General features: G+C 48.3%; 20 protein-coding genes and 1 pseudogene. 5 read left to right on the top strand and 16 right to left on the bottom strand.

Translation table 11 applies throughout. The features are described 5' to 3' along the window. Positions 1–214 precede the first annotated feature (214 nt). Entirely contained in the window at positions 215–601 is a 387-nt protein-coding gene (locus NDK47_RS13835) for a hypothetical protein (RefSeq protein ID WP_251875878.1), read from the top strand. A 146-nt stretch (positions 602–747) separates the two neighbouring features. Here NDK47_RS13835 and NDK47_RS13840 read toward each other — a convergent pair whose 3' ends face one another. The 4 genes and pseudogenes from NDK47_RS13840 to NDK47_RS13855 all read right to left on the bottom strand — a co-directional run bounded on the left by NDK47_RS13840 (position 748) and on the right by NDK47_RS13855 (position 5,125). Next, complete coding sequence (locus NDK47_RS13840) at positions 748–1,803, bottom strand: RNA-guided endonuclease InsQ/TnpB family protein (RefSeq protein WP_251875880.1); 1,056 nt, start codon at positions 1,801–1,803, stop codon at positions 748–750. Positions 1,804–1,807: 4 nt separating this feature from the next. Further along, positions 1,808–2,205: pseudogene (gene tnpA / locus NDK47_RS13845) on the bottom strand (IS200/IS605 family transposase). Between the two features lie 307 nt (positions 2,206–2,512). After that, entirely contained in the window at positions 2,513–3,973 is a 1,461-nt protein-coding gene (locus tag NDK47_RS13850) for a pyridoxal phosphate-dependent decarboxylase family protein (protein ID WP_251875882.1), read from the bottom strand. Between the two features lie 402 nt (positions 3,974–4,375). Beyond that, positions 4,376–5,125 carry a glucose 1-dehydrogenase gene (locus tag NDK47_RS13855; protein ID WP_251875884.1) on the bottom strand — a complete coding sequence of 250 codons (750 nt, stop codon included), beginning with the start codon at positions 5,123–5,125 and terminating at the stop codon, positions 4,376–4,378. Between the two features lie 301 nt (positions 5,126–5,426). Between NDK47_RS13855 and NDK47_RS13860 the strand changes: the two genes are divergently transcribed. Continuing rightward, a complete protein-coding gene (locus NDK47_RS13860) occupies positions 5,427–6,038 on the top strand; it encodes a TetR/AcrR family transcriptional regulator (protein WP_251875886.1) in 612 nt (203 codons plus the stop codon). A 161-nt stretch (positions 6,039–6,199) separates the two neighbouring features. Further along, positions 6,200–6,550, top strand: coding sequence for a DUF1904 family protein (locus NDK47_RS13865; protein WP_251875888.1), 351 nt, complete (start codon positions 6,200–6,202; stop codon positions 6,548–6,550). 53 nt (positions 6,551–6,603) lie between these two features. Here NDK47_RS13865 and NDK47_RS13870 read toward each other — a convergent pair whose 3' ends face one another. From NDK47_RS13870 to NDK47_RS13900, 7 genes are all read right to left on the bottom strand, one after another. Continuing rightward, complete coding sequence (locus tag NDK47_RS13870; protein ID WP_251875890.1) at positions 6,604–7,257, bottom strand: YczE/YyaS/YitT family protein; 654 nt, start codon at positions 7,255–7,257, stop codon at positions 6,604–6,606. 517 nt (positions 7,258–7,774) lie between these two features. Continuing rightward, positions 7,775–9,436, bottom strand: a complete 1,662-nt coding sequence (locus NDK47_RS13875) for a SagB family peptide dehydrogenase (RefSeq protein ID WP_251875892.1) — start codon at positions 9,434–9,436, stop codon at positions 7,775–7,777. Between the two features lie 22 nt (positions 9,437–9,458). Then, positions 9,459–11,402, bottom strand: coding sequence for a TOMM precursor leader peptide-binding protein (locus NDK47_RS13880; protein WP_251870361.1), 1,944 nt, complete (start codon positions 11,400–11,402; stop codon positions 9,459–9,461). After that, positions 11,399–13,369 (bottom strand): putative thiazole-containing bacteriocin maturation protein, encoded by a 1,971-nt coding sequence (locus tag NDK47_RS13885; protein WP_251870362.1) that lies wholly within the window; start codon positions 13,367–13,369, stop codon positions 11,399–11,401. Before NDK47_RS13885 ends, NDK47_RS13880 begins: the two co-directional genes overlap by 4 nt. Before the next feature lie 178 nt (positions 13,370–13,547). Beyond that, entirely contained in the window at positions 13,548–13,778 is a 231-nt protein-coding gene (locus NDK47_RS27835) for a heterocycloanthracin/sonorensin family bacteriocin (RefSeq protein WP_407653295.1), read from the bottom strand. 276 nt (positions 13,779–14,054) lie between these two features. After that, positions 14,055–15,545 (bottom strand): MDR family MFS transporter, encoded by a 1,491-nt coding sequence (locus tag NDK47_RS13895; protein ID WP_251870364.1) that lies wholly within the window; start codon positions 15,543–15,545, stop codon positions 14,055–14,057. Positions 15,546–15,623: 78 nt separating this feature from the next. Continuing rightward, entirely contained in the window at positions 15,624–16,427 is an 804-nt protein-coding gene (locus NDK47_RS13900; RefSeq protein ID WP_251870365.1) for a helix-turn-helix domain-containing protein, read from the bottom strand. Positions 16,428–16,654: 227 nt separating this feature from the next. Here NDK47_RS13900 and NDK47_RS13905 point away from each other — a divergent pair, with 227 nt between their 5' ends. Together NDK47_RS13905 and NDK47_RS13910 are read left to right on the top strand one after the other, a co-directional pair. Beyond that, positions 16,655–16,972, top strand: a complete 318-nt coding sequence (locus tag NDK47_RS13905) for a hypothetical protein (protein ID WP_251870366.1) — start codon at positions 16,655–16,657, stop codon at positions 16,970–16,972. Positions 16,973–17,045: 73 nt separating this feature from the next. Further along, positions 17,046–17,600, top strand: a complete 555-nt coding sequence (locus NDK47_RS13910; RefSeq protein WP_251870367.1) for a cysteine hydrolase family protein — start codon at positions 17,046–17,048, stop codon at positions 17,598–17,600. A 115-nt stretch (positions 17,601–17,715) separates the two neighbouring features. On the opposite strand, the gene NDK47_RS13915 is transcribed toward NDK47_RS13910, so the two are convergent. The 5 genes from NDK47_RS13915 to NDK47_RS13935 form a co-directional block, all read right to left on the bottom strand. Beyond that, positions 17,716–18,927 (bottom strand): NHL domain-containing protein, encoded by a 1,212-nt coding sequence (locus NDK47_RS13915; RefSeq protein ID WP_251870368.1) that lies wholly within the window; start codon positions 18,925–18,927, stop codon positions 17,716–17,718. A gap of 35 nt (positions 18,928–18,962) precedes the next feature. Continuing rightward, a complete protein-coding gene (locus NDK47_RS13920) occupies positions 18,963–22,004 on the bottom strand; it encodes an Ig-like domain-containing protein (protein WP_251870369.1) in 3,042 nt (1,013 codons plus the stop codon). 24 nt (positions 22,005–22,028) lie between these two features. Then, the gene (locus tag NDK47_RS13925; RefSeq protein ID WP_251870370.1) at positions 22,029–23,840 is read right to left on the bottom strand and encodes a CHASE2 domain-containing protein; all 1,812 of its coding nucleotides are present in this window, start codon (positions 23,838–23,840) and stop codon (positions 22,029–22,031) included. Between the two features lie 43 nt (positions 23,841–23,883). Further along, the gene (locus NDK47_RS13930) at positions 23,884–24,246 is read right to left on the bottom strand and encodes a DUF3307 domain-containing protein (protein ID WP_251870371.1); all 363 of its coding nucleotides are present in this window, start codon (positions 24,244–24,246) and stop codon (positions 23,884–23,886) included. A gap of 266 nt (positions 24,247–24,512) precedes the next feature. Then, positions 24,513–25,076 (bottom strand): GNAT family N-acetyltransferase, encoded by a 564-nt coding sequence (locus tag NDK47_RS13935; RefSeq protein WP_251870372.1) that lies wholly within the window; start codon positions 25,074–25,076, stop codon positions 24,513–24,515. Positions 25,077–25,086: the final 10 nt, after the last annotated feature.

The following is a 25,086-nucleotide window of genomic DNA, read 5'->3' on the forward strand; positions in this document are numbered from 1 at the left end:
GGTTACAGTGGCGCTCAGATGTCTTTGTCGGGGTAGATGCAGTAGTGATTGCAAATGCGGGTGTAGCAGACGTAGGAGCTAGAAAATGTACTCGGCATAAAAGAAATCCCTTACCAAGGAGGGGAATATGCTCTTACTAAACATACTTTTTCTCTGTTTGTTAACGATAGGTGCCATCCTATACGTCTACAAGAATCGAAACGATCTGTCTTGTATGGACGGTATGATTATTGCCATGTCGATTGGGGCGATGTCGAGTGTCTCCTTGGGAATGAATATAGACACTTATCTGGCCAGTGGTCTGACTATTTCGACAATCGCTGCCATCCTAATTGGCATGATAGCTGGATATCTAACAGGGAAATTTGTCTCCCTAATGGCTTCCATCGAAGGCGTAATGGCAGGAATTATGGGCGGGTTAATGTCACCCATGTTGGCTGCTATGCTCAGTAATCCAATGCCACTGATCTGGTTTTTCGATATTGTTTACCTTCTCGTTATCGTGATGATCATTGCGCTGGTGAAGGAAGCCAGGCAAGCATTCCTTGAAGAGCGTAGCAAATCAGAAGGCAACAAAAGCAATGAATCATGCGAATTTTGAGACTCCCACCCCTAAAGGAGCAAGCTGACACCTTCAGTACCAGTGGGATTCTTGGGTGGTAGTCGGAAGTGCATTTCTGCTATCCGTAGTTCCCCCAGGTTCAGGGCTGTCTCATCAGCCCGTCCTAAGACAGTGCCTATAGCATCTTAGGCTGACAGACTGTTACCATCTGTCACAGGTTGACGCATGATATTGATGGCTCCAACCCGATCGCGATGAGCTTTGAATCCGCATGAACACTTGTACCTTCTGTCTCTCGCTTTGTTCTTCTCACCACAGGCAGGACAGCATTGAGAAGTGTAGGCAGGATTGACCTCCACAACCTTTATGCCAACTAAATTTGCTTTGTAGGAGATGAACTGCTGAAGCTGATAGAAAGTCCAACTGTGCAGATTCTTTGCGTTTTTACGGCTTGTTCTTGCCGTCTTGCGAATATTCTCTAATCGTTCCAGCTTCATGACCGACACGCCTTCCTGAATGGCTGTATTGACAATCTGTCGGCTGATCTTATGGTTTTGATCTTTCATCCATCGTTGTTCTTTGTTGCCTAGCTTGCGAACGGCAGACAACTTTTTGAGTTTCCCTAATTTACGTCTACGTTGTTGGTACTTTCTTCGTATGTACTTGTTCTGTCTGCCGTTTCCAAAGAATCGGGTTTTACCTGTAGAAGTGACAGCAACAGCAGGAACTTTCAAACCAAGATCAATACCCATGATGTTTTCGTTGTTTGTTACGCTTGTAGGCACTCCTACCGAAATTTGAGCGTACCATTTCCCTGACTTTTCAATGATACGCATCAATCCAGATTTTCCTTTGCTTAACAGTTCCCTATCTCGGCTCGTCATCGTAGCACGACACGCTGTTTTCTTCGTCTTTCCCTCTACAACGATAGGGAAAGCAACTATATTTTCGGATACCGTGTAGTTTTGATTGTTGACGAAATAGACAGGTTTTTTCAGAATAGGGCGAGTACCCAACTTCTTGATTTTTCGGTATACACTCTTGGCATCACGTATAGCTTGATTACAGACGGCTGCTGGTAGAATGGTTGCTACATTTTTAGTGGTTGTTTTTGGAAACACACCAAGTTGTTCCGCTTGTTCTGTTAGCTGATTGACTACACGAATATATTCCTTTCCTACATGACGAAGAATATCTGGTTGATCAGGAAATATGCGAATTTTAACGGTTAAAGCTTGCATATGTTCACCCCCTTTTCTTTTGTTCTTCCACATAACGCTTTACTGTTTCGCTTGATACGTTTCCTGCTGTACTTACGAAAAAAAGCGTGTCCACAGACTCGGCAAATGAGCAAGATGCTTGAACTCCTGCCTCAATATTCGAGAGGTCACCCCTTTCACTTTTGCCATAATGTCTGATGGAGAATCGGTGGGAAGACCGTTCAGGAACAGATGGACATGATCTGGCATAACTTCCATTGCTACAATATGCCAGCCATTCTCTTGACATATTTTTTCAAGTAGTTCCTTGAATCGAATTTCCACCTGCTTCACTCATACTTTTCTTCGATAACGAGGGCAGAAAACAAAATGATAGTTGATGAGAGATACTGTAGTAGCTGTACGTCTATATTCTTGTTCCATATAATCATTGTATTAGTATAAATAACAAACTACAACGATGAATAAAAAAGAAAAGTACTCGCACATGTGCTATGTGTTTGCCCTGCCCATTCCATGAGGGGATGTTCAGGCAAAGCCGTCTTTCATCCCACGATTAAAACCGTGGACTTTCAGTCGGCAATTACTGTAACCTCAACAGCGCATGATCCATTGCTTTTTTACATGTACCCTTCCATCGTCAGAACAGAAAGGAATGGGTTTATGGTGCAAGTCCTGACAATGGGTCAGCACATTGATGGTATGATGTCTTCCTTGGCTTTAGATTCAGCTAAGACCGTTCGGATGTCTCTTCCAAATATTTTGCTCTTGCTCCATTCAGCAGCTGCATCAATACCATAATATCTTCCTCTGTTGTATCGTAGTTCGTTATACAAGCCCGCAGCACTGGAGCCTTGTTTATTTCGTATACGGAAATCCATGCCTGCCCTGAACGTAAAATCTCTTGACATATAAATGATGCGAAATTCGATTGGCTCTTTGATTGAATATGGGAATCCGTAAAGCATACGACAGGCAATACGGTATCATTGACAACCTTCCAGTTAGAGCAAGCAAGCTCCCGGCGCAACCGATTGCCCATCTCTGTTTGGTGCTGCACCATGCTGCGATAGCCTTCCCAACCAGCTGTCACAAGCGATACATATACTTTCAAACCGATAAACCTTCGCGACCATTGAATGGAATGGGTGAACGGATCAATAACATCCAGATCAGCCCCTTCTTTCGGCATATAATCTGCCGTGATGCTGAATGTTTTATGTAAGATGTCCTTATGCCGTGTGATATAAATTCCCGCTCCCATCGGGACAGACATCCACTTATGCGCGTCGAAGGTAATGGAGTCAGCTCGGTCAATACCACGAAGTAGATCCCGCAGTTCAGGTGCAAACACGGAGGCTCCACCGTACGCTGCATCCACATGCAGCCACAGTTGCTCACGTTCAGCCAGATTTGCCATTTCGTTAATGGGATCAATCGCTCCGGCACCGGTCGTTCCCCCCGTCGAAATGATGAGAAAAGGAGTGTATCCAGCAGCGCGATCCACTTGAATTTGATGATGAAGCGCGTGAACATCCATTTGCATTTCAGAGCCCGTCGTAATAATACGAAGGGAATCTGTACCCAGTCCGCAGGAACGCGCTGCCTTTACCAGGGAATGGTGGCTCTCAGCAGAGGCATACATAACGGGCTGCGTGGGGAGCGACCTCAGCCCCTCTTTGGCATAAGATGGAAAACAATGAACGAGTGCGGTCAGTACGGCCGTCAGATTTGCTTCCGCTCCCCCCGTTGTAAATGTTCCATCTGCTGCCTCTACTGAATAACCGAATTTTGCAGCTATCTCTTTCAATACATAGTTCTCCATTTCGACCGCTACAGGCGCATGGCTCCAGGCTGCAAGCTGCGGATTGAATGCTGCAGTAATCGTGTCCGCCATAATTCCCATGAAGTTGGGCCGCGGATTATACAGGCCGAAATATCGCGGGTGTGGCGTATGCACCTGGTATTGCCTTAATCCCTCCAGGATATGATCAATCGCCTCACGCACGCTGACGGGATGCTCAAAAGATAATCTACGTGCGTGTTCTGCAACCGAATCCACACTAAGTTCAGGTGAGACACGCTCCCCGCGTATTTGCGTCATATAGTCATTGATTTCTTCCAACAGATAGGTTCCAATGTCCATGCGTTCATCCGTATCAAGATTAAAAATTGAATGATGCTTCATCATGTGGAAAATGCATCCCCCTTCATCTTGTGAAATTCCATTGCTGATTCACATTATACAATCGCAGAACTCGGGTGTACGCATTTTCGAATGAAACCGCAATATTACGAAACAATCTCTTTCCACTCGTGCGGCTTTGGCGGTGCCGCCAGTGACGGTAGTCGAAACAAACAATCCACCATAAAGAGTGCGTGAAAAGAAGGCTATTTCGGACGAGTCCAATGTAATTCATATGTTTGCCTCTGGTTCACCGACGCTGGTACTACCCACTAAAAAGAAAAACCGTCATGAGCGGGGACTCCCCCCGTAACGTGACGGTTTTTCCTGTAAGGTTCGGATAAGCTTTAGACAAAAAGTGAAAACAGCTTCCCCAATAAAGCATGGAAGCTGTTTCTTTTCATGCATTTAAAGCGCAGTCCATCCGCCATCGATTACTAATTCAGCGCCTGTCATAAAACGCGATTCATCAGATGCGAGGAAAATCGCGCCATATGCGATATCTTCAGGTTCGCCGAAGTAAGGAAGCTGGGTGTACGTTTTATAGTAAGGGATCGCTCCCTCCTCCATTGATGGTGCTGTCATTGGCGTTACCACGATACCGGGGTGCAAAGAATTGACGCGAATTTTATCTTTTCCGTACTCAACAGCAGCCGATTTGGACAGCACGCGCAGTGCGCCTTTGGCAGCCGTATACGGGCTTGTACCGGCCATGCCGACAATGCCGCCGATCGAGGAGATGTTGATGATCGAGCCTCCGCCTGCTTTTTGCATCTCAGGAATGACATATTTCATCCCGATCACGCAGCCATTTAGGTTAATGTCCATGATCTTATTCCATTCATTCATGTCCATATTTGCGATGGTTTTTGGCGAAGCGACACCTGCGTTGTTTACCAGGACATCAACTTTACCGTAGCGATTGACCGCTTCCGCAATTACAGCTTTCCATTCTTCTTCAGACGTTACGTTATGCTTCATCGCAAAGGCATCGCCGCCATTTTCTTTAATATCCTGTACGACTTGGTTCAGTGCTTGTACCTGAATATCTGTTGCAATAACCTTTGCTCCTTCCTGCGCAAAAAGTTTTGCTTCGGCCGCACCCATTCCCATTGCCGCTCCAGTGATAATAGCCACTTTTCCATTCAAACGACCCATGATTTCCTCATCCTTTCCAAATAAATATTCTTTCGTTACGATCAGCATTTCCAAACAGAAACCACCGCCACTTTGCGATTTTGAGGTACGGCGAGTTTCCACTCTAAGAATGGTAAGCGCTTACCATTACGATATCGTATTGAAATAAACATATTGTTGTTTTATCAACACAGTGTTGTTAATTTCATTATAACAAGCGGTATAATAAGAGCAATGAACATAAACCATTGATACGTCGCTTACTCGACAAATCATTATGTAATGTTGTAAAAAGGAAAAAAGTAATACAAGGAGCAGCAAAATGTCGAAAAAACAAAAAGTGGACCCCCGTGTGCTTAGATCGCGTCAATTGTTACGAGACGCGCTTGTCGAATTAATTCATGAGCAAGGATATGAGAAGATTACCGTTCAAGATATTACGAACCGGGCAACTCTTAATCGAGCCACGTTTTACCTGCATTATCGCGACAAGCTCGACCTGCTCTGCCAAAGCTCCGATGAAATCCTGCAGGACTTAAAGGAGAGTATTACAGCGTCTTTTGGTGGGAAATCTGATTTTAATTTTCAAAGCGATCAACCACATCAAAATTTTATACATCTGTTTGAACAAATCTCGCTAAATGCGAAATTGTACAAGGTTTTTTTAACGGAAAAAAACATGCCGCACTTCACTTCTCGTATGATGGAAGTTCTCATCACTTTTATTTCGGGCGGAATAAACGAAATGCAGCCGGATGACCAACTGCTTACTGTGCCAAGGGAAATCGCTGTGAGATACTACGCTGCAGCATTTCTCGGGGTGATTGTGTGGTGGTTGGAAAAGGACATGCCGTACACACCGAAATATATGGCTACCCAATTGATGCGCCTTGCCATCAAAGGACCGTACATTCATGACCCGTTTGTGCATTGACAGATGGGTGTAGAGACAATGAAACCTCGCTGACTCAACGAGGTTTCGTCTCTTTTTTCATTTGTTCTGGTAAAGGGTTGATTTATGAAATTATTCGGTAATTTTTAAAGCGTATTAAATAGTTGTATAATGAAAGCATGTTTTGAAAAGGGGAAATTACCATGCCATTTTTGAGGTTTAAAGGCTTTGAAAAAAGTGTGATCGAGGACGTATCTCCATTTATTATAGAAGAATTTTCCAACCTCATCAGCATCCCGAGGGAGATTGTAAAAATAGAACTTCTTCATGTTGAGCAAGTAACAAACTCTCCATTATCCGTGGAGATTATGATGTTTCCAAGAGAACAAAAAAAACATGACGCACTCGCTTCCATGATCTATAAAAAATTAAGTGAATATGGCTATCATCCTCATATCTTTTTTGTCATACTATCCCCTTCTCTGTACTATAAAGAAGGCAAACCATTGAATGAAATCCCTGAAAATAATCAAGTAAGTGAGTGGAGTTTCTAACGAAACGGCAAAACCACCACGCTGACATGCTCAGGTGGTGGTTTTGCTGAAGTCTACTTAATCAACTGTGCCTCTGCTGTTTTTCCAAAAGGTTTTGCCATCATTCGCTCCCACATCGGGATAAACTGTTTGATCAACGGCCCTACTGTCAGTGCCGTCACCAGTGTTCCCACCGAAACCGGACCTCCGAGCAAAAAGCCAACCAACATCACCGCGCACTCAATCCCAATCCTTACTTTGCCGATGCCCCATCCCAGCCGTTCATGCAAAGCCAGCATGAAGCTGTCACGCGGTCCCGCCCCTAATCGCGGCGAGATATACATTCCCGTACCGAACGTATAGATCAGCAGACCGGCACTGAACAAGACGATTCGTTCTATTTCAGTCTCACCGGAGGGAATCCAGTTCAGCCACATGAATAGATCGAGGAACAGCCCAAAGAAAAACATGTTCAAAAACATGCCCACGGTTGGCTTGATCCTGCCGATTACATAAGAGGCGAGGATAATGATAGCCCCCACGATTTGTGACCACATACCGATGGTCAGTCCAAACGTTTTCTGTAATCCAATATGCAGGGTGTCCCACGGAGCAACGCCTAAATTAGCTTCAACCATCATTCCGATCCCAAAAGACATAACGGCTAAACCCAGCATAAAAACGCCGTATCGAATCGTAAGCGGATGAAGCAGGAACTTCCTTCCCATACCTTTGATCCCCCTTTTGGGGGTAACTGCCTACCCCCTATTTCTGTTGCCCTTCTCAGGACACAGATGGGGGTGACTGGGCGAATATTGCCCGCTCTCCAAAATCGTCAACCAGCAATCCCTGCATGTTCACAGCGCTCACCTTCTCTCCTGCCGATTGAATCGTTCGTTTTTTTCATGAACCACCATCAAGGGGGAAATGGCGTCATGTTTGTATCAATTGAAAGATATGTCAAAGCATCAACATCTTCACAGTTAAGTACCCCTATAACAAAACATCTTATCAAAGAGTTTGAAATAGAGAAACTGTTTATGAATGATCTATTTTTACCACTCATATGATGTTTTTGCCTTATTAAGCCTTGAAAAACCGCCAAGTGTCTGGAATACCCATGAGGGGAAGGGTGATAAATGAAAATATCCTCTACCACACGCCCTCTTTTGCGGGCATGTGATAGAGGCATAGATACATGAAGAAGCTTTCGCTATGGCACATCGTGTCTGCCTCTACTCCCCCCTATCCACGCAAGCTGCCCTCCAGCTTGGGGCGATGGCGATAGGGACCAGTTGGAATCTGGATCAGACAGGTTTTTCCTTGGGAAGCTATTTGATACAGCTCGTCACAAGAGCTCACATCAAATCCAAGGAGCGGGTGGCCGCCCATCCCGCTGGCTGAAGCTGCCAGCAATAAACGCTGAACGAGCATCCCAGCTTCCATCTGTTGAATGCGGTACCCTCTGTATCCCAGAACCGTCTTGAGATGATCTCGATCCCCGCCCACATGGAAACAAAGCGGTACCTGAAACAGATTTACGTTGTCCAAGGCCATTCCTTCCTGTAGCCAGAGCCGATGATCGCCGGGGCGCAACTGCCGGAGTGCATGCGCAGTGCTGTCATATCGGTATGCTCCATCTGGAACCCCCTCCACCTGATAAAAACAGCCGTACAGAGAAACACGAGCAGACTCCTCCTCTTCTCCATCCAGATCATTGGTGTAGCGGAAGGACGCTGTCGCTTCATGCAGTAGTGCGGCGAGTTGCTCTAGGCCCACCTTCTCCAAAACGAAATCCCTCTCTGGTGAAAATCGCTTTTGGCTGGCCACCGCCAGATCCACGGGTGGCCGTTGTCCTCGAGGAAGTGTGATGGTTGCTCCTTCGTCATGCCAATTTCGGTTTGAACCGATCCGGTTCTGAATGACACCGGAAATTTCAGCTGAGTTCTTCGTGTCCAGTGAGTCAAATGTATGCGTTGTATCCCGTGTATCCTGTGTATCCATCGACTCCATCATGGAAGCTTCGTTCATCTTGATCAGCATCGGAAACGGCAACACCCGCTGCGAGCGAACGTAATGCTCATGCTGAACGGCTGTCAGCTCCCGGCATAATTCTGTGGCAGATATGCTCCCGCCGCTTCCGCCTCTGCTTGGTTTGGTGAACCATTCGCTTATCGGTGATAGCGACAGCGGAATGACCGCATAGACACTCTCTTCTTGTTCAGACAGTCCCAGCAAATGGTTGACAGCCCGGTCCAAAAACTGGAAGCGCACTCCGGCTTCAAAGCCAAAGCGTTTCGCTGCTTCCAGCAATTGCCCAATCATCACACCCGTATCCAATCCCTGCAGGCGATAAGCAAAATTATTGTATTTGTAAAAATTTTTCCAATACATACTGGATACAAAAGCCGCTCCAAAACAGGCAGAAATGTCACAGCGATCGCCCAGTGCACGTGCCAAATAGGAGTCGAAGTTGCCACTTCGCAGCCGTACCAAACGGTGATGAGCCACATCATAATGGTAAATACCGGACGGAGCATCCTCCATTTTTAGATATACGTATAACTCATAAGGATACATGGCACCGCCAGAGGGGATAAACCGCCGACACGACTGCAGTGGTCCGAACCAATGCTCCTCCGCAACTTCGTCTTCCAGGTACGTCTGGCTCAATTGGGTGAGGCCGCATACATACCAGAGAAAATGACCAAATTCCCGCAGGTCAGGCTTGGTCGGGGAGGTTCGCCCTTCAAGTGTGAGTGGGACCTCCGGACATAGCGGAATGGCTGGCAAACGGCGGTAGAGCTTGTAGGGATGCGGAGCGTCTTCCCAATCCACCTCAAAGTCCACTGGTTTGGCTTTGTCGGTGTCAAAATGCAAGTCGTATAAAAAGGCGTCCAGACTCATCCTTCTTCCTCCCGGAAACAGCTTATGGAAACGGATGCGGATAGGGATTTAGCTCTTCGGGTGTGAGCGGCCTTTTGACATAGCCCAATTCTGCTGGTACTCGCAATACCCGGTCCAGCCCCGTCAAGCGGGTAAAGTGATGGCCAAATGTCATCGGCAGCGTTCCCGGAATCAGCACTTTCACACAATGCAGTCCATTTCGCAGAATTTCAGGTGTAGTCTGGTCCACGACAATCACATCCATATTTAGCCTGCGAAACGACTGGAGAATGTCCTGTAAATCATCGGTCAAGTCTTCATGCTTCGCCCTCTTCTGGAATGCCTCTTCGAATGTCTGTAGCGGACGATTTTCATCCAGCAGAAAATGCAGACGTTCCTCCGCTTCCGGCAAGGCGTACACCATGGAATGATCCTCCATCTTTTGCAGCAGAGACGGATTGCCCAGCATACTGACATACTTTTCCCGGTTTGTCTCAAATTTTTCATTCAGCGTCAGCATCATGGTCGCTACCTCGTGCAAAGAGCTCTTTACCGCCCGTACGGGATCTGGATGAGCGCCGCCTGCACAGATCAGGTTCATGCCTTCCTGTCTCCTGCTTTTCGCCAAGGTCCAGATGCTGGGAATTCCGTTTTCCATCGTCGCGTTAAACAGATAGACATCAAAATCCGCCACGGCCCGTATTCGTTCGAGCATTAAGTTCAATTCTTGATCATTGGCGGAAGCGGGATCTAGACGCGGCAGACGCATATTTGCATACCAGGTCATCAGGAACGAGTCACGCTCCACTACTTCCAAGATTCCATAAAAAATCGCTTCTTCCAAGCTTCCACCCAACGCGCAGCCGTTCGAGGTTTCAAAGACGATCCCCTCACCGTCACCCAGGTTGTAATAAGCGATCATTTGGGGAACCAACAGGGGGCGCTCTTGCAAAAAGGAATAACCCCATACCCAATTCATCGGTCTGTCGGGATCAAATCTTTGGAAAGGAAAGCCGGGTTTTTCGTATTGTTCCTGCGTGTGCACCCCTACCGTCAGCGGATTTAGTGCGTGATCTGCCAGTTTGCGATAGCTGTCGTGGACCACGGTTCGCTTGCTGCGTGGAGTGAGGCCGCAATACCGCTCCAAGCCCTCCAATATGGCGGTGCATTCGCTGACTTCGTAGGAATGTGTCCGTCCGGCTGTAGACTCGTCTCCCGAAAATAAGGGCAGATTCACACTAACATCGGCAAAGGGGGATACGAGGTCTCGCAATTTTCCATTCAAAAAGCCTGTCCGGTAATCCAGATAGTCCTTTTTCAACACGTTTTTCAATTCATCCATCGAACGGCAGCGGTAACTGTCGGCACTGATCTTGGGACGCGGCTGAAGCGTGATCCGGGCCGCCAAAGCCGAATCATCGGGTACATGACCGCAGAAGGCGCATGCAGGGTCAGGAAGAATAAAATGACGTGAGCTTTGTAGCGTTTTCAGGTTGATCAAAAACACATTTGATTCCAAGCAGACCTCCGCACCGGTCACGATTCGCTGCGCTTCGGCTGCGACCAGATACGCCACATGCAAAAGTCCGTTGTGAGATGCCCATGCGTCCTGGGATGGTCCCCCTTGTTCGCGCAGTATCATGTAAAGCTCTGACAACTCTTTGCGGTCATTTGACGCCATCAGCTTTCTAAGGTCCGCGCACCGGGAACAACCGGGAATACCAGGACGAACTAAAGGCCCCACTACCCCTTCTCCAAATGACACGAATCCACGCAGCCAAGGAATCCCGGCAGGTTGAAACACCTCTTCCGCCTCCTGATGAACAGCGGGGTTCCAGGCATCATGGAGCACCAGAGCCAAATCCACGGCATGGGATACGTTTGTTTTTACATCCGGTTGCCGAACAATCTGAAATTGCCCATGCAGTTCTTTGCATACCAGATCAGCCAGCAGTCCTTCTCCAATCACCAAAAAGACCGCGCTCACGGGGATTCCTCCTCTCTCACCACCACGCCAACCACTCCTGCCAGGTCCTCTTGTAAAAATGGCTCCAGCGCCAGATCTAGAAGGGAAAGCTGTCTCCGATTCTGTTTCAGTACCTGGCGTGCCTGCTCAAGAACCTCAGGAAGTGCCGTCTCCTCGCAAGCTGGTATCACCAAGTCTTGCGGCTCCTGTTCAACCAGCTGGACAGCAGATACCTTCCACGCGAGCCTTGGGGGGAACTCTGCCTGGTTTTGAGCCTCATGCAGCGCCGCCTGCAGAGCATTCCGCAGCGCAAGCGTGACCTGCAAACCAATACTGCCATACCAGCTTCCTAGCGTACCCACCCAGATCACAGGAAAACCGCAGACATCGGTTCCCAGGCCGATGACGGGCTCACCGAGCATGGTAGTCAGAGCCTGCAAATAATACTGGCAACGTTTATCTTCTACGGTGCATAGCTGGAGCGTAGAAACTGCAGGGGGTCGTTCCTGTAGCTGTTTGCGCAGTTCTTCTGTCAAATAGCTTTGCAACCCGCGGCATACGCTTTCTGCTCCTGTTTCTCCTGCTCCGATCCCGACAAACTCCTGCGGTTCCACAAAGCGATCCCCGCCAGCCTGATTAGGGCTGGTCAAAGGGACAAAGCTAAAGCTGCGGATGAATTGCGTCACATAGGCTTCTACTCCGGCCAGACCTGCCTCTTTCCGTGCCTCCCCATGGGTCAGTCCTGCACAGATCATTTCCGGCAACAGTTCCGCTGGCCCCTCCGATAGCGGGTTAACCACTTGAATGCGGCATTGTGCCAAGGGGAGCTGTTTCCAATCTCCTTCCTCCCAAACATGGAAAATCCCCGTTTCGCTGGAGGTTAATGTAGTGAAATAATCGATGATTTCACTTTGCTCTTCACCGCCTGACTCCCGTTTGATGTAGTCGTCTACGTCTTCGATCCAAGCCAGGCTGGGAGCTTCATTCACGAGCGGATGCGGCAGGAAAGAATGCCAAGTTCCATCCACTGTCTCCAGATCGAGCAGGAAAATCTTGTTCTTCAATTCGGAGGGAGTGGCTTCTGTCACTGTTTTAAACAGTTCAAACACAATGACATTGGTCAACATGGCTCCCGCCGTAGAGGAATACGCATGGAGCTGAGGGTCTTTTTCAAGAGCTGTCTTGTGCACTCGCCGCCACGCCGACTCCCAGCATCCTTCAGACTCTGGATGCACAAGCGGCCCTGCCAGTCCTGTCTGTTCCCAGATGATGGCGGGCAAAAGTGCTTTGCCCTCTTCCCTGCAGACAGCATGGAGCTCTCTTAACTCCTCAATCTCGCCTGTCTGTGATACATACAAAATGAAATCAAAAGGCTTTACTGCTTCCCTCCAAGTACGCACGCCTTCCTTTGGCAGGACCACCTCTTCCATCATGATTTCAGGATCTGCCATGCGGGCGTGGGCTGCCAGTTCTTCCAGCCTTTGTCGATTGGTCGGCATTGCATCGGTAATCAGCAAGTGAAGCTTCGACAAGCCCGATTCGAGCATCGCCGATACCAGGGAAACAAACAGAGGACCAGAACCGACGGCCAGCACTCCTGTTTGACGATAGTTCTGAAAACGGTATGCGCCTGAATCAGACATTTCGTTCAAAAATTCAATTTGTGAAGCAAATTTGCTAAGAATTTTGTCCGGCAACTGATGCGGATGATCTTGACTAACATCCCGAACGAACCCATTATGATGCAAGGTTTCGGCGATGTCGTACACCTGATCCCGGTATTCATCGGGCAGTCCGTCTGTCAGCTCGGCCAATGTATGCTCCCCGTTGAATAGCGGCAGCAGTTTTTCTATCCATTGATCGATCATCGTGCCTTCCATGCGGAATGAGCCTACATGATTCCGAAAATACACACTGCCATTTGGATCAGGTAGAAAAAACGTGTCTCTTTTTACTTTTAAACGCATAGAAGGATCCATGCTTGTCATGTCACTCCTCCTTACTGGGTGCCATCCCAAATAGCTGCCCCTCATTGTCACCGTAATCATATGTACGTCTATTTGTCCCTCATGCCGATATTTTGGTAAAAAAGCCCCTTCAAGCCCGATAGCTGGACTGTGAAGGGGCAGTCTCTTTGTCCGAAAGAATGTAGAAATAACCCGGAGCTTAGATACAGAAAAAGCAAGTGCAGAAGCAGGTGCAAAAACAACTGCAAGAACAGCTGCAGGAACAGCTGCAGGAACAACGGCAAGAACAACGGCAGGAGCAGTTGCAGCGCCCCCATCTACCTTGCACGAGCATACCGTCTTTGCGTTGCTCATTGTTCCAGGGCGTTACTTCTCCACTTTTAAACTTGTCAGCCTTCAACCTCCGCAGGTCTTTTTTGAAATCATCCATGTTTTCTTTTCACCTCCTGCTTTTATTGGCGCACATACAAGAAATTATAGCTGGACAGGATTGCTTTCCAACCGACAAGCATACCCCATCAACATATACTGTAAATTTATGTCGGACCCACCATAGATGGTTCTTCCTCAAGGTGCCTATTTTTTTTGGGGGGCTGGAACAAGAATCACAACACAAAAAGAAGTGGCAAAAAGCGACCACTTCTTTCTCGAACGGGATAGGGTTTTGAATTTAGAATTTGACGAGATCGGGCAAATGGAACAGAAGTCACCATTCGTGTGCTGAGGCTTGCTTCCTTTTCAGTTCTCCCTTCGGTGGCATGGCCGCTTTCAGAAAGAATGAAGTGGCCCAAGCAATGACGACGAGACCAAATGCGAGTAGAAACGCACTTTTCATCCCCGCAATCATGGCGAAAATTTGATGTGTAGAATCTTCTGCAGCCCCAGGCAAATCCTCCAGATACCCTTTGGAGATATTTGACATGACCGTTACCAGCAGTGCTGTTCCAACAGCGCCTGCTACTTGTTGAAGCGTGCCGATAATGGCGGTGCCATGTGGGTAGGATGGAGGCGGAAGCTCGTTCAGCGCGTTGGTCATGACCGGCATCATGAGCATCGATATCCCCAGCATTAACAACGTATTCAAGATCATGATCGCACTGTATGAGGTAGACAACGTGATAAAGGCAAATTGCCACAGCGTATGTCCGATCAGTGCCAGTCCGATAACGGCAAGCCATTTGGCGCCAAACCGGTCAAACAATCGTCCGGTGATCGGAGACATGATTCCCATGACAATACCGCCTGGCAACATGACCAGACCTGCCTGAAGCGGACTATACCCAAGCGCGTTCTGGAGGAAAATCGGCAGCAACATCATGGCAGAAAACATCGCCATCATAACAATCATCATAATCAGAGTCGAGATGCGGAAAATCCGGTAAGCAAACACGCGCAGATCAAGGAACGGCTCCGTCATCGTCAGTTGTCTCCAGGTAAACAGTCCTAAAGACAAGATGCCAATAACGATGGGCAGTAGCACTTCTGTGCTCGTCCATCCCCCATGCCCTTCTCCAGCACTGCTGAAACCGTATACGATTCCCCCAAATCCCAAGGTTGAGAGCACAAGCGATAATCCATCAATCTTTGGCTTGGTTGTCTCTGTCACATTCTTCAGCTTCCAAAAGGCAAACAGAATGACAAACAGCGCGATCGGGAGAACACTGAGAAAGAGAACCCGCCAACTGAAATGTTCCACAATGATGCCTGAGAGTGTGGGTCCAATTGCGGGAGCAAAGGTAATGACAATGCCAATCGTTCCCATGGCAGAGCCTCTTTTTTCAATGGAAACAATGGAAAAAACAACGTTGGTCAGTAAGGGAAAAAGCAATCCCGTTCCTGCCGCTTGAAGGACTCTACCAATCAACAGGATGGAAAACCCGGGAGCAATCGCCGCAATAAAGGTTCCTGCCGTAAACAAACCCATGGCTGAAAGAAACAGACTTCGCGTCGTGAACCTTTGAATCAAAAAAGCCGTGACAGGGATCAGTACGCCGATCACCAGCAGATAGCCAGTCGCCAACCATTGTGCGGTGCTTGGGGAAATCCCGATGTCATCCATGATTTTGGACAAAGCCACATTGAGAAGCGTTTCATTCAAAATGGCAACGAATACACCGAGAATCATAACCATCACGACGATAAAGTTGCTTCTGCTCCCAAATGTCCCACCGTTACTCTTTGATGATGTTTGTTCCACTCTGTTTCTCTCCCTCCATTCACCCTTATGCGGGTTTCGAACGTTCCTATCCTATCATGACTGTTGAATGGAGGTTTCTTATCGATTGCTATTTTGCAGCATGCGGCTAAGGAAGTTATTCATCAGCAGCGGCAGCGAAATAAGAATGGGTGGATCATCGGCACGGGGAGGGTACAGCATGACTTCCTGGTACGGGACAAAGGCACCGTGTTTGACAATGATCGGTTCCCTCGATCGGGTTCGCAGCGTGGTATGAGGAAGCAGAATATCCTTCGCCTGCATCCCCCATGAAACCGAGGTCGCCATGAGGTAATAGGTGCCAGGTTTGACATCAGGAAAACAAAAATAACCAGTAGACGGAAGCAGCGTCCCGTATAATGGAATTCCTTCGGGAATCGGCTTTGCAAACAAACCAATCAAGATTACCCCTTCAAATGGTAATGCTGCATAAACCGTTCCTTCAATTCGATTGTTGGAAGAGAAGATGGTAGTAAAATGAGACGAGCGCCAATCGCTAAGCTTCTGCAACGATCGTAGATGGTCGTCCGCTTCCAGGGCTGAGTTTCGAAACTGGGACGGCGTTACGCCTACCCTTTCAGTGAATCGTGAAGTAAAAGTGCCGAGGCTCTGTTGTCCAATCTCCAAACCGATATCCCGGATACTCAAATTCGTTTGCAGCAATAAATCTTTTGCTTTTTGCAAGCGGAGAGAGGAAATATAGTACAGCGGTGATAAACCGGTTGTTTGCTTAAAAAGACGCGTGAAATGGTAGGGGCTGTATGAGACATAGCGGGCCAATCGAGAAAGTGGAAGCGGTTCATCAATATGCCGGTGGATATATGCAATCACCTCTTCTATTTCTGTGTAACGGTTTGCTACCATTTCTTCACCATCCTTCGCGGAAATCGGGGAAATACAATGTATATAACAGAACAATTGTTCGCGTATATTTTATCACATGAATCGTAGTTGGGGAATCATTTCATCACAATATTCGGTCAAAAAATAGAATTTTACGAAGAAGTACGTACCGATCTATCAGCTCTTATCTGATCAGTTCTGGTACAATAAAGCTAACGAATACGAGGGTTATCTCTGAGGAGGGTTTTATGACAGGGAATGAAAAAGTGAGGAAGGCTTTGGCAGACACCCTGGAGCGATGGGCTGCCATGACTCGTGCCGATATCGACGATGCGGAATCCACGGCGGATACCTTTGAAGCTTCATTTTACTCGATGATGGAAGCGATTCGTGAGTGGTCAGAAGATTTGGAGGATCGTCCGCGTACAGTGGAGGCTTTCATGGAGCTGCCTTTGATTGCCGAGATCGCGGAACAAATGCCTGCCCCCCTCTTATTAAATTTTGAAACTGAAGCAGAGCTAATCGTGGCCGGTGAATACAGAATCGACGAGGATAAATACGATTAAACCTGAGGAGTACACCAGCAATACACACCAGAAACACACCTAAACTAAACTCAAAAAAAAGGGAGGTTTCATCATGGAGAAAAAAGCGCTGATCGTCATTGATTATACCAACGATTTCGTAGCGTCGGACGGCGCCCTTACTTGCGGAGAACCTGGTCAAAACATTGAAAAGCAGATCGTCGCGTTGACAAATTCCTTTCTCCAAAACGGTGACTTCGTCGTCATGGCCGTCGATGCGCATAGAGAAAATGATCCGTTTCATCCGGAAACAGCCCTTTATCCTCCGCACAATATCATTGGAACCTGGGGCCGGCAGCTGTACGGTGCGCTTCAGCAAATTTATGAAGATCATGAAGCGTCGATCACCTTTATGGATAAAACGCGATACAGCTCCTTTGAGGGAACCGATCTTGCACTGCAGCTCAATGCCAGGGGAATCCGTGAGATTCATCTTGTTGGCGTATGCACCGATATCTGTGTATTGCACACGGCTATCTCCGCTTGGTACCTTGGATACCGAGTAGTCATCCATGAAGATGCCGTAGCCAGCTTCAACCAGACCGGTCATGACTGGGCGCTTACCCACTTCAAAAACCAGATGGGCATTCAGATTGTCAAGAATGCATAACAAAGGAAAAAGCCTGATGCGTGCTGCTTGCACCTCAGGCTTTTCCAATACGATTTTGTGGAGATTTTTGCGTCGCTATTTTTGGCTATTGAAGATTGTTTAGTGACTTTTCCCGTTACTTTTGAATGAAGCTGCTACCTGTGGCTACTGTAAACTGCCGAATTTGATTGGCAAAAGAATCAACGATCCAAACTGTCCCGCTTGCATCCACAGCCACGTCCACGGGCAATCGAAGATGACTGGCTTCATGCCGATCACTTGTTCCAGCGATTGTCGATACGCTATCACCATGCAGGTAGCGAATCACATGGTTCATGCTGTCTGCAATGACAAGCCCCCCATCTTCCGTAACCGCTATTCCTTTTGGAAAATGGAATTGCGCGATACTGGCTGCCCCATCTTTATACCCTCCGTCTGCATAAAGGCTGTTTGGCTGGTAGGAAAGGGCCGGACTGCCTGCCACGGTTGACACGGTTTCCGTCGCCAAATTGATATACCGAATGCGCTGATTGCCCGTATCACTGACAAAAAGATTCCCTTTTGCATCGATGGCGATGCCGGACGGCTCATTGAACTTTGCCTCGGATAATTTACCGTCCCTGAAGTCTCCGGCAAACTCTGTATAGCCTTCGGTTAAGACGGCCTTTCGATCTGACAGCTTGTTTAAGGTGCTTACCTTTCCGTTTGGGGCTATTTTACGAATCGCATGGTTCAGCGTATCCGTGACGTAAATGGTGCCGTCTTTGGCGATGGCCAAGGCGCTGGGCGCGTAAAATTGCGCATCACTGCCGGAGCCGTCGCGATGTCTGGGCACACCGGTCCCCGCAATCGTTTCAACTCCTGTTGTCGTTATTTTTCGGATTGCGTGGTTTCCACTGTCGGCGACATACAGATTTCCGTGCGCATCTGCCGCGATGCCTTGTGGCCGTTGAAAAAGGGAACGGTCCCGAGAGCCGTCCAGCAGCATGCCTCCCGGATACCCCTTTTCATCACGAGTGACGGTGATGCCTGCATAGGTGGATACGAAACCTGCTGCTAGCTTCCGGATCAGATGATTTTCGGTATCAGCTACAGCTAGCGTGCCATCTGGGAGCTGCGTGATCCCGCCAGGTTTGCGAAAAATGGCGGACAGCGCTGATCCATTTGCATCTCCGGTAGCGCCGGTTCCCGCTGTCGTTTGAACAGCCGCAGTTTGCACCGGCTGGCTTGCGGAGTTTACAGCAGGTGTCGCTTCTGCAGCGGCTACCTGATTCCCCGCAAGCAACGTGGCCATGAGCAGTAGAAAGCCGAGCCATTTTTGTTTCCGTATTTTCCCTTTTCGATTCACTACAATCAACTCCGCTACTCGATTTCTTCCCGTGATCATGTTAACGGGGCAGTGGTCGCCGCTGATTTTTCACCGGATGCTTGTGGGAAATCAGCGCCGCCTCCCGCCCATCCTTCCACAAGAATCTGGTAGTCCCGGCCTGGCTCGAGATCAGTGAATGTGAACGTCATGGGCTCATCAGCGGATACGGATTTCTTATACTCCCCATTCAAATAGATGCGATAATGCCCTTGAGGTAGCAGGGATTCGTACTCCCAGTGAATGCTTATGGAAAAGTCTGTTGTTTCGTCGATATAGACAAGGATGGGATCCAATCCCATCGTCGTAATCGTCGTTTTACCCTGTGCAATCAGTTTCCCATCAGCATTGAACGCTTTTATCACGACATTATAGGTCGTATCTGCCTCAAGAGATCCAAACCAGAAATCAAGCAGTTCGTCGTTCCATTCGATGATGGCTTCACGCTCTCCATCCAGGTAGATTTCATAAGCAGCTGCGTCTTCAATGCCTGGCCACGTTATATAAGCGCCAAATGTCGTTGTCTCCCCCTGTTCGATCACAATCTTCTCCAATTCCGGTGGAGGTGGTGGAGGTGGAGGCGGCGGTGGTGGTGGTGGTGGCGGTGGTGGTGGCGGCGGCAGGATTCCGAGTAAAAACGAATTCGTTTTTGCCGCGTAATTCGCATTCCCATTTCCTTCTCCATGCTGATGATAAAACTTCACGACATAGGAATCTTGAAGCTGCGTATCGGTATCATGCAAGAGCGTCAACAAAATGCGGTTGGAACTGGAGTGAGCCATGTCCGCAATCACCAAAGCAGATGAGGACGCATCCTCCGGCCATATACCAAGGGTATACGATTTTCCATTGCCCAAAGTGATCTTCGGTATTCCCCCACCATCAGTACTTTCGATGGCATCTGAAAAAGTAAGCATGATATGCTTGCTGTCAACGACCTCGGCCTCGGCCGTGCTGAATGTCCATGTCGAAAGAACACCGTCTCGGAAGTTGGGTTTGCTTGCATACGCTTCGATCGTTCCCCCGCCGGTGACTACAGGGCGAGCATTGGCGTCATACCGGACGAATTCTCCCCCTTGATTATAGGAAATGTCCGCTCCAGCCAGTGATGTTTCCAAGGTGATACTAGTATTCGGATCAATCAGACCTCCATCCGGTGAAGCGCTGACGGCTGGAACTTGAGCTGCGTAGAATACACCGTATATAGAGGATTCTTGTACAGTCGCTGTAGCATATCCCTTTTTCATATCCGTGGGAATATAGGCCCATTCTTCGGCGCTTCGCTGTCTGAAGATGGCAGGCTGATCTTGTTCTTGTTGACTCTCAATCGGATAAGACAGAGTAAATGATTGATTATGTTTTGTTCCCTGAAAGTCGATTTGCAGGATCAAACCTGCAGCCGTCAATCCGCTGGCAGGCTCAAAGCCAGGCTGCAATTCCTTCACGGTCACCGACGCGTCAGGCGGCAGCGAGGCAGTTCCTACTTGAAGGGCAAAGCCCTTGTCAAAGTGAATCGAAGGATGGTTCAGTCTGACCGGTTTATTAAAGGGAGCATATACCTCCAGATGTAAGATGACCTCGCCTTCATAATCGTCAACCTTGCCGGTAATTCGGAAGATTCCAGTTTTGCTCGTATCCGGCTGTCGCTGATCCCAGCGAACCTGCACTTTTGTCTGGTAGCCATTTTTCAATACAGCCGTAACCGTTTTTGGCAAGGAGTACGCCTGGTCAACCTCTAATCGCTCTGCCAGGTCCGGAATCGAGATGATCTCCCGCTTCTCCACTTTTTCTTCCTTCTTATCATTATCTTTGGAATCCGCCGGAGGCTTCGAAGATTCGGACGGTCTGGAAGGCTTGGATGATCCACCGGAACTTCCGGAACCACCTGTTCCACCCGACCCAACCGAAGCAGAGTCCGTGGGGCGATTCTTACCTGTTTCCTGCTTTTCTTTCTGTTCCTCGATCCTCTGCCACAACTCCTGCGGAATGAGAGCTTTACGCTTATTCTCTTCTTCCACCCGCTTTAGCTGATACTGTTTCTCCATGTCCAACAAGCGTGTGCGTTCCTGGAGCTGCTCTTCATTCCAGACAAATGGCGGGACCGGCTGCAAAGACATTTTTCGATCCAAGGCAGGGTTTGCTTGTTCGATGAGTCGGCGAAGCTGGTCTTCCTCCAAAAGCTGTCGCTCACGGGCACTTTGGAGCAGTACATTCATGAGGGATCTCATGTTTTGTTCGTAGTGATTCAGATCATTTTGACTGTTCAGGTGAAGCTGACTTACGGCTTCGCTGGCGGCACCCTGCCTCATCTGCTCACGCAACTGCTGGATCCAGACATCATGCTCCTGATCCATCTGTGCCTTGTGACGGATCAGCGATTCCACGATCTCGGGAGTCAGCATGTTGGCGAAATCTTCCGACTGAACTACCGAGGTAGCGGATGCCGGTGGAAGCCCATGCTCAGCGCCCCAAAAGGTTCCTTGCATCATCGGGTGGACGAGCATTGGTTTCTGTTCAAAACCATTTTTGGCTGAAACTACTCCTGAGGCAACGATTACCTTGCTTTCACCGCTCGGTCCGTCCACGAACACGAAAAATTGAGTGCCGCGCACACCCATGACGGCAGTGGGAGTCTGGACCGAAAATTCATCTGCCTGTTTGGTTAATGTTTTTGCTTTGATAAAGACATTTCCGGCAGAAACCTGCAAATTCGTTTGTTTGCCCCCTACTGCCTCCTGAAGCTCGGACAGATAGACTTCGGAATTTTCTCCTACCGTCACTTCGTCCTGGTGATCCACGATGGTCAGAACGATACTGGAGTCCGCCTCGGTTGTAATTTGATCCCCTTTGTTCAGACTCATGCTTTTGAAAGCTTTGTAAGCTTTGGTGCCACCCGCCTTTTTTACCATGACGGTACCCGTAACCTTTTCAACCTTGCCGACACGAGCCGTTTCGGCATGTGTGATGGGAACCATTCCAGAAAACAGCAGAATGACCATGATGAGTATGGACAGGGTTGTTCTCCATTTTGTGACAACTCGAACCATGTGAATGTTCATCGTTCAATGACTCACCTCACTTTGCTAGATTTTCTCTGCTTTTCCGCTATTCTTCCGATCAGTTGGAGCAACGATCCAATCGAGCACCTCATACAGTCGGATCGCGCTGCTCTTTCCTTTCACTTTCTTTTCACCAATCTCCTTAAAACGGAAATACTCTTTGGTTCGCAAATAGGTTTCCTCGGAGACCAGAATCTGGTTTGCTGCTGATACGGACTCGATACGCGCTGCCGTATTGACCGCATCGCCAATCGCTGTGTAATCAACCCGCAGGTAGGAGCCGATATTTCCCACTACGACTTGACCCGTATTGATGCCGATTCCGATACTCACCTCTACATCGTGTTTCTCCCGGATGAAGGCTTGTACGTCTTGCATGCCTTGCTGGATGTCAAAGGCGGTCTTCACAGCCCGGTACTCATGATGGGGAACATCGAGCGGCGCATTAAAGAGGACCATAGCGGCATCGCCGATAAATTTGTCGATCGTCCCTTTATTGGCCAGTACTTTGATGGTAATCATGTCAAACATCCGATTGAGAAAATCAACAATTTCTTCGGGAGCCAGCTTTTCTGACAAAGGCGTAAAGCCCCGAATATCCAAGAACAGGATGGATATCTCTCTGTTTACGCCTCCCAACGGCAGCTCGACATCGCTGTTGGCGATTTCCTTCACCAGCTCTGGCGAGAGGTAGCGGCCAAATTGCCTGGTAATAAAATGCTTTTGTTTGGTTTCAAAATACGTCTTCGTAGCTAGATTCAACAAGTAGCCTAGCCATAGTGCAGCCAGTGGGTACATAACATCCAGGTAAAAAGAATGTTTCGCAAACAGATACCACTGACCGCTCCACATAAGCGCTGAGCTGAAAGAGACAAGCAAAACCCCGATGATGGGTCGCAGTCGCCACGTAAACCAGAGTGAGCATGACAGCGCGGCGATGATTAAACAAATGACCAGCAGATCAGAGCCAAAGGAGATGTTTTCGTTCCGCAGCAATTGGTCCACGATATTGGCGTGGGCATAGACCAGGTACATATTGGAGTCAACGGGTGTAGGATGTGCATCGCTCCCCGCCGCAGCCATGCCGATCAGCACGATCCGATCTTGAAAGGTTTCAGGCGGCACCTCGCCGCTGACCACCATGTAAAATGGGATGCTCATAAAATCCTTCGTCGTCTGATTGAATTTGATCGACAACTCCGCTTGGGGATTGTCAGTCAGGTAGTGACTGACCTCTGCGCCATGCATCTCTGCGATTTTATAGGCGAGTGAAGGGATGGGACCCTCGGGGGTATCCAGCATAAGCCACGTTCGTCTGATAGCTCCGTCTTCGTCCAGGGCGGCATTAATATGTGCGGTTTTGCTCACCGAAGAGATTTCTGGGATCGAGCGATACAACGCCTGCCCTTTTAGCCATTCATCCTTTTTCACACGGGTCTCTTTGCGAAAGAAACTCTCCATCTCGGCAAAGGACGGGATGATCACATTGTCCAGCTTGGCCAAGGCATCGGCAAAGTCTTTGTCCACCGACGGGTCCTCGCTTTTGGTCGTAAACATAATATCGAAAGCGATCACCTTGGCACCGGAGATTTGCTCCAGCAAAGGTATGTAAAGATCTCGCGGCCACGGAAAGGTTCCAAGCAGATCGAGTGACTCCTGGTCAATTTCGATCACAATGATATCCTCATGAGGCTCATGCTTCATGGTGGTTCGCTGATCATAATCGTAGAGAGCACGGCTCAGCACATGCAAAGAACTGGTCATAAAAACAGTGAGGCAAACAAGCAAGACCAGAATGTTCCCGATTACCAGAAACCTTTGTATCTGTTTTTTCATTGTCGTGTCCTTTCTCTTTTCCAGTTAACTGAGCTCATCTGGTTTAACCGGACATCCCCACAGCAATCGCCAAAATGATCAAATGAAAGGTCTGATCGACCATAATCATCAGCCACTTGTTGCGGTCATCTGTGACCCGCATCACGCGCCGGTACCAGAAGAAGACAAATCCGCGGCGATCCATAAGGACATGCGAGACAAAAATCAGAAGGATTGCCCACCATGACAGCGCTGTGGGAAGCCAAAGAAAAGAAATAAGTCCAACAACCAGTGTATACACAAAACAATGGGCTAAAAGTGGCCACCAACGTTCGGCCTTGTACTTCGCCATCCATTCTGTTTGCAGCAAATAGTCACCAATCAAATGAGCAATCAGCAACACATCAAATGAGCTAAGCTGGTTCACTGTCTCGTTTCTCCCTTGTTTTGTCGTTTTCCAGCGTCTGCTTTCTTTCCAGATCATGCTCCCTGTTCATAGGGTGATGCCCTACTTTCCATGGGCTTTGATTCGGGGAACGGAAACAAGCTGCCATCCGTAAAAAGCCAGGCAGCTTGTTTCTTTTCCTCCAGCAGCTTTATTTGGTTGCAGCTGCTGCTACTCTTTTTTGCTCCAGCTTGCTCAGCAGGTTGGCAAAACGTCCGAAACCGCTGCCCTTTACTACTTCCTTTACATTAACTGGACGTGGAAACATGTTTGTCACCCCCTTTCCCCAAACGTGTCCGTTCTTCCATACCGTTCAAATAGCTGTAAAGTCGGGCGAAGTCAGTTGAATAGATGAATTCTCTTCCGTACTCCCCTTCTAAAGCTCCGGTCCTCTCTGCAAATTTGGCATAAAGCCGATTCAAGTACACGTTGCTCTCCAACGCGGAAAATTGAAATTGCCCAATGTGTCGGTTCTGCTCGGCGATCTGATTGACCATGTATCGAAATCCTTTGATGAAGGTCCAACTGCTTCGGTATTCCTTGTCCAGAATGACGGAGTGTACGAAGACGGTTTCATGAGCGGCCTCTATTTCATCGTCGTTTGTCGTGTATTCGTAATGGGCCCAGCCGATTACCTTTTGCTCACGGTCCTCGATGAGGATGATTTGTGAGTCAGGGGAAGTCATCAGGATATGCTCCAACGTGTCAGACAGGGAGAACTGATGGTGGAAATCCTTTCGGTTCCGGATAAAGTAGTTGGCAAATTTCGCGTAATCTTCATCGCTTTGACAGCTTCTAAATGTGGCATGCATCGGAATCCCT

The organism is Brevibacillus ruminantium, assembly GCF_023746555.1.
Lineage (GTDB): Bacteria > Bacillota > Bacilli > Brevibacillales > Brevibacillaceae > Brevibacillus > Brevibacillus ruminantium.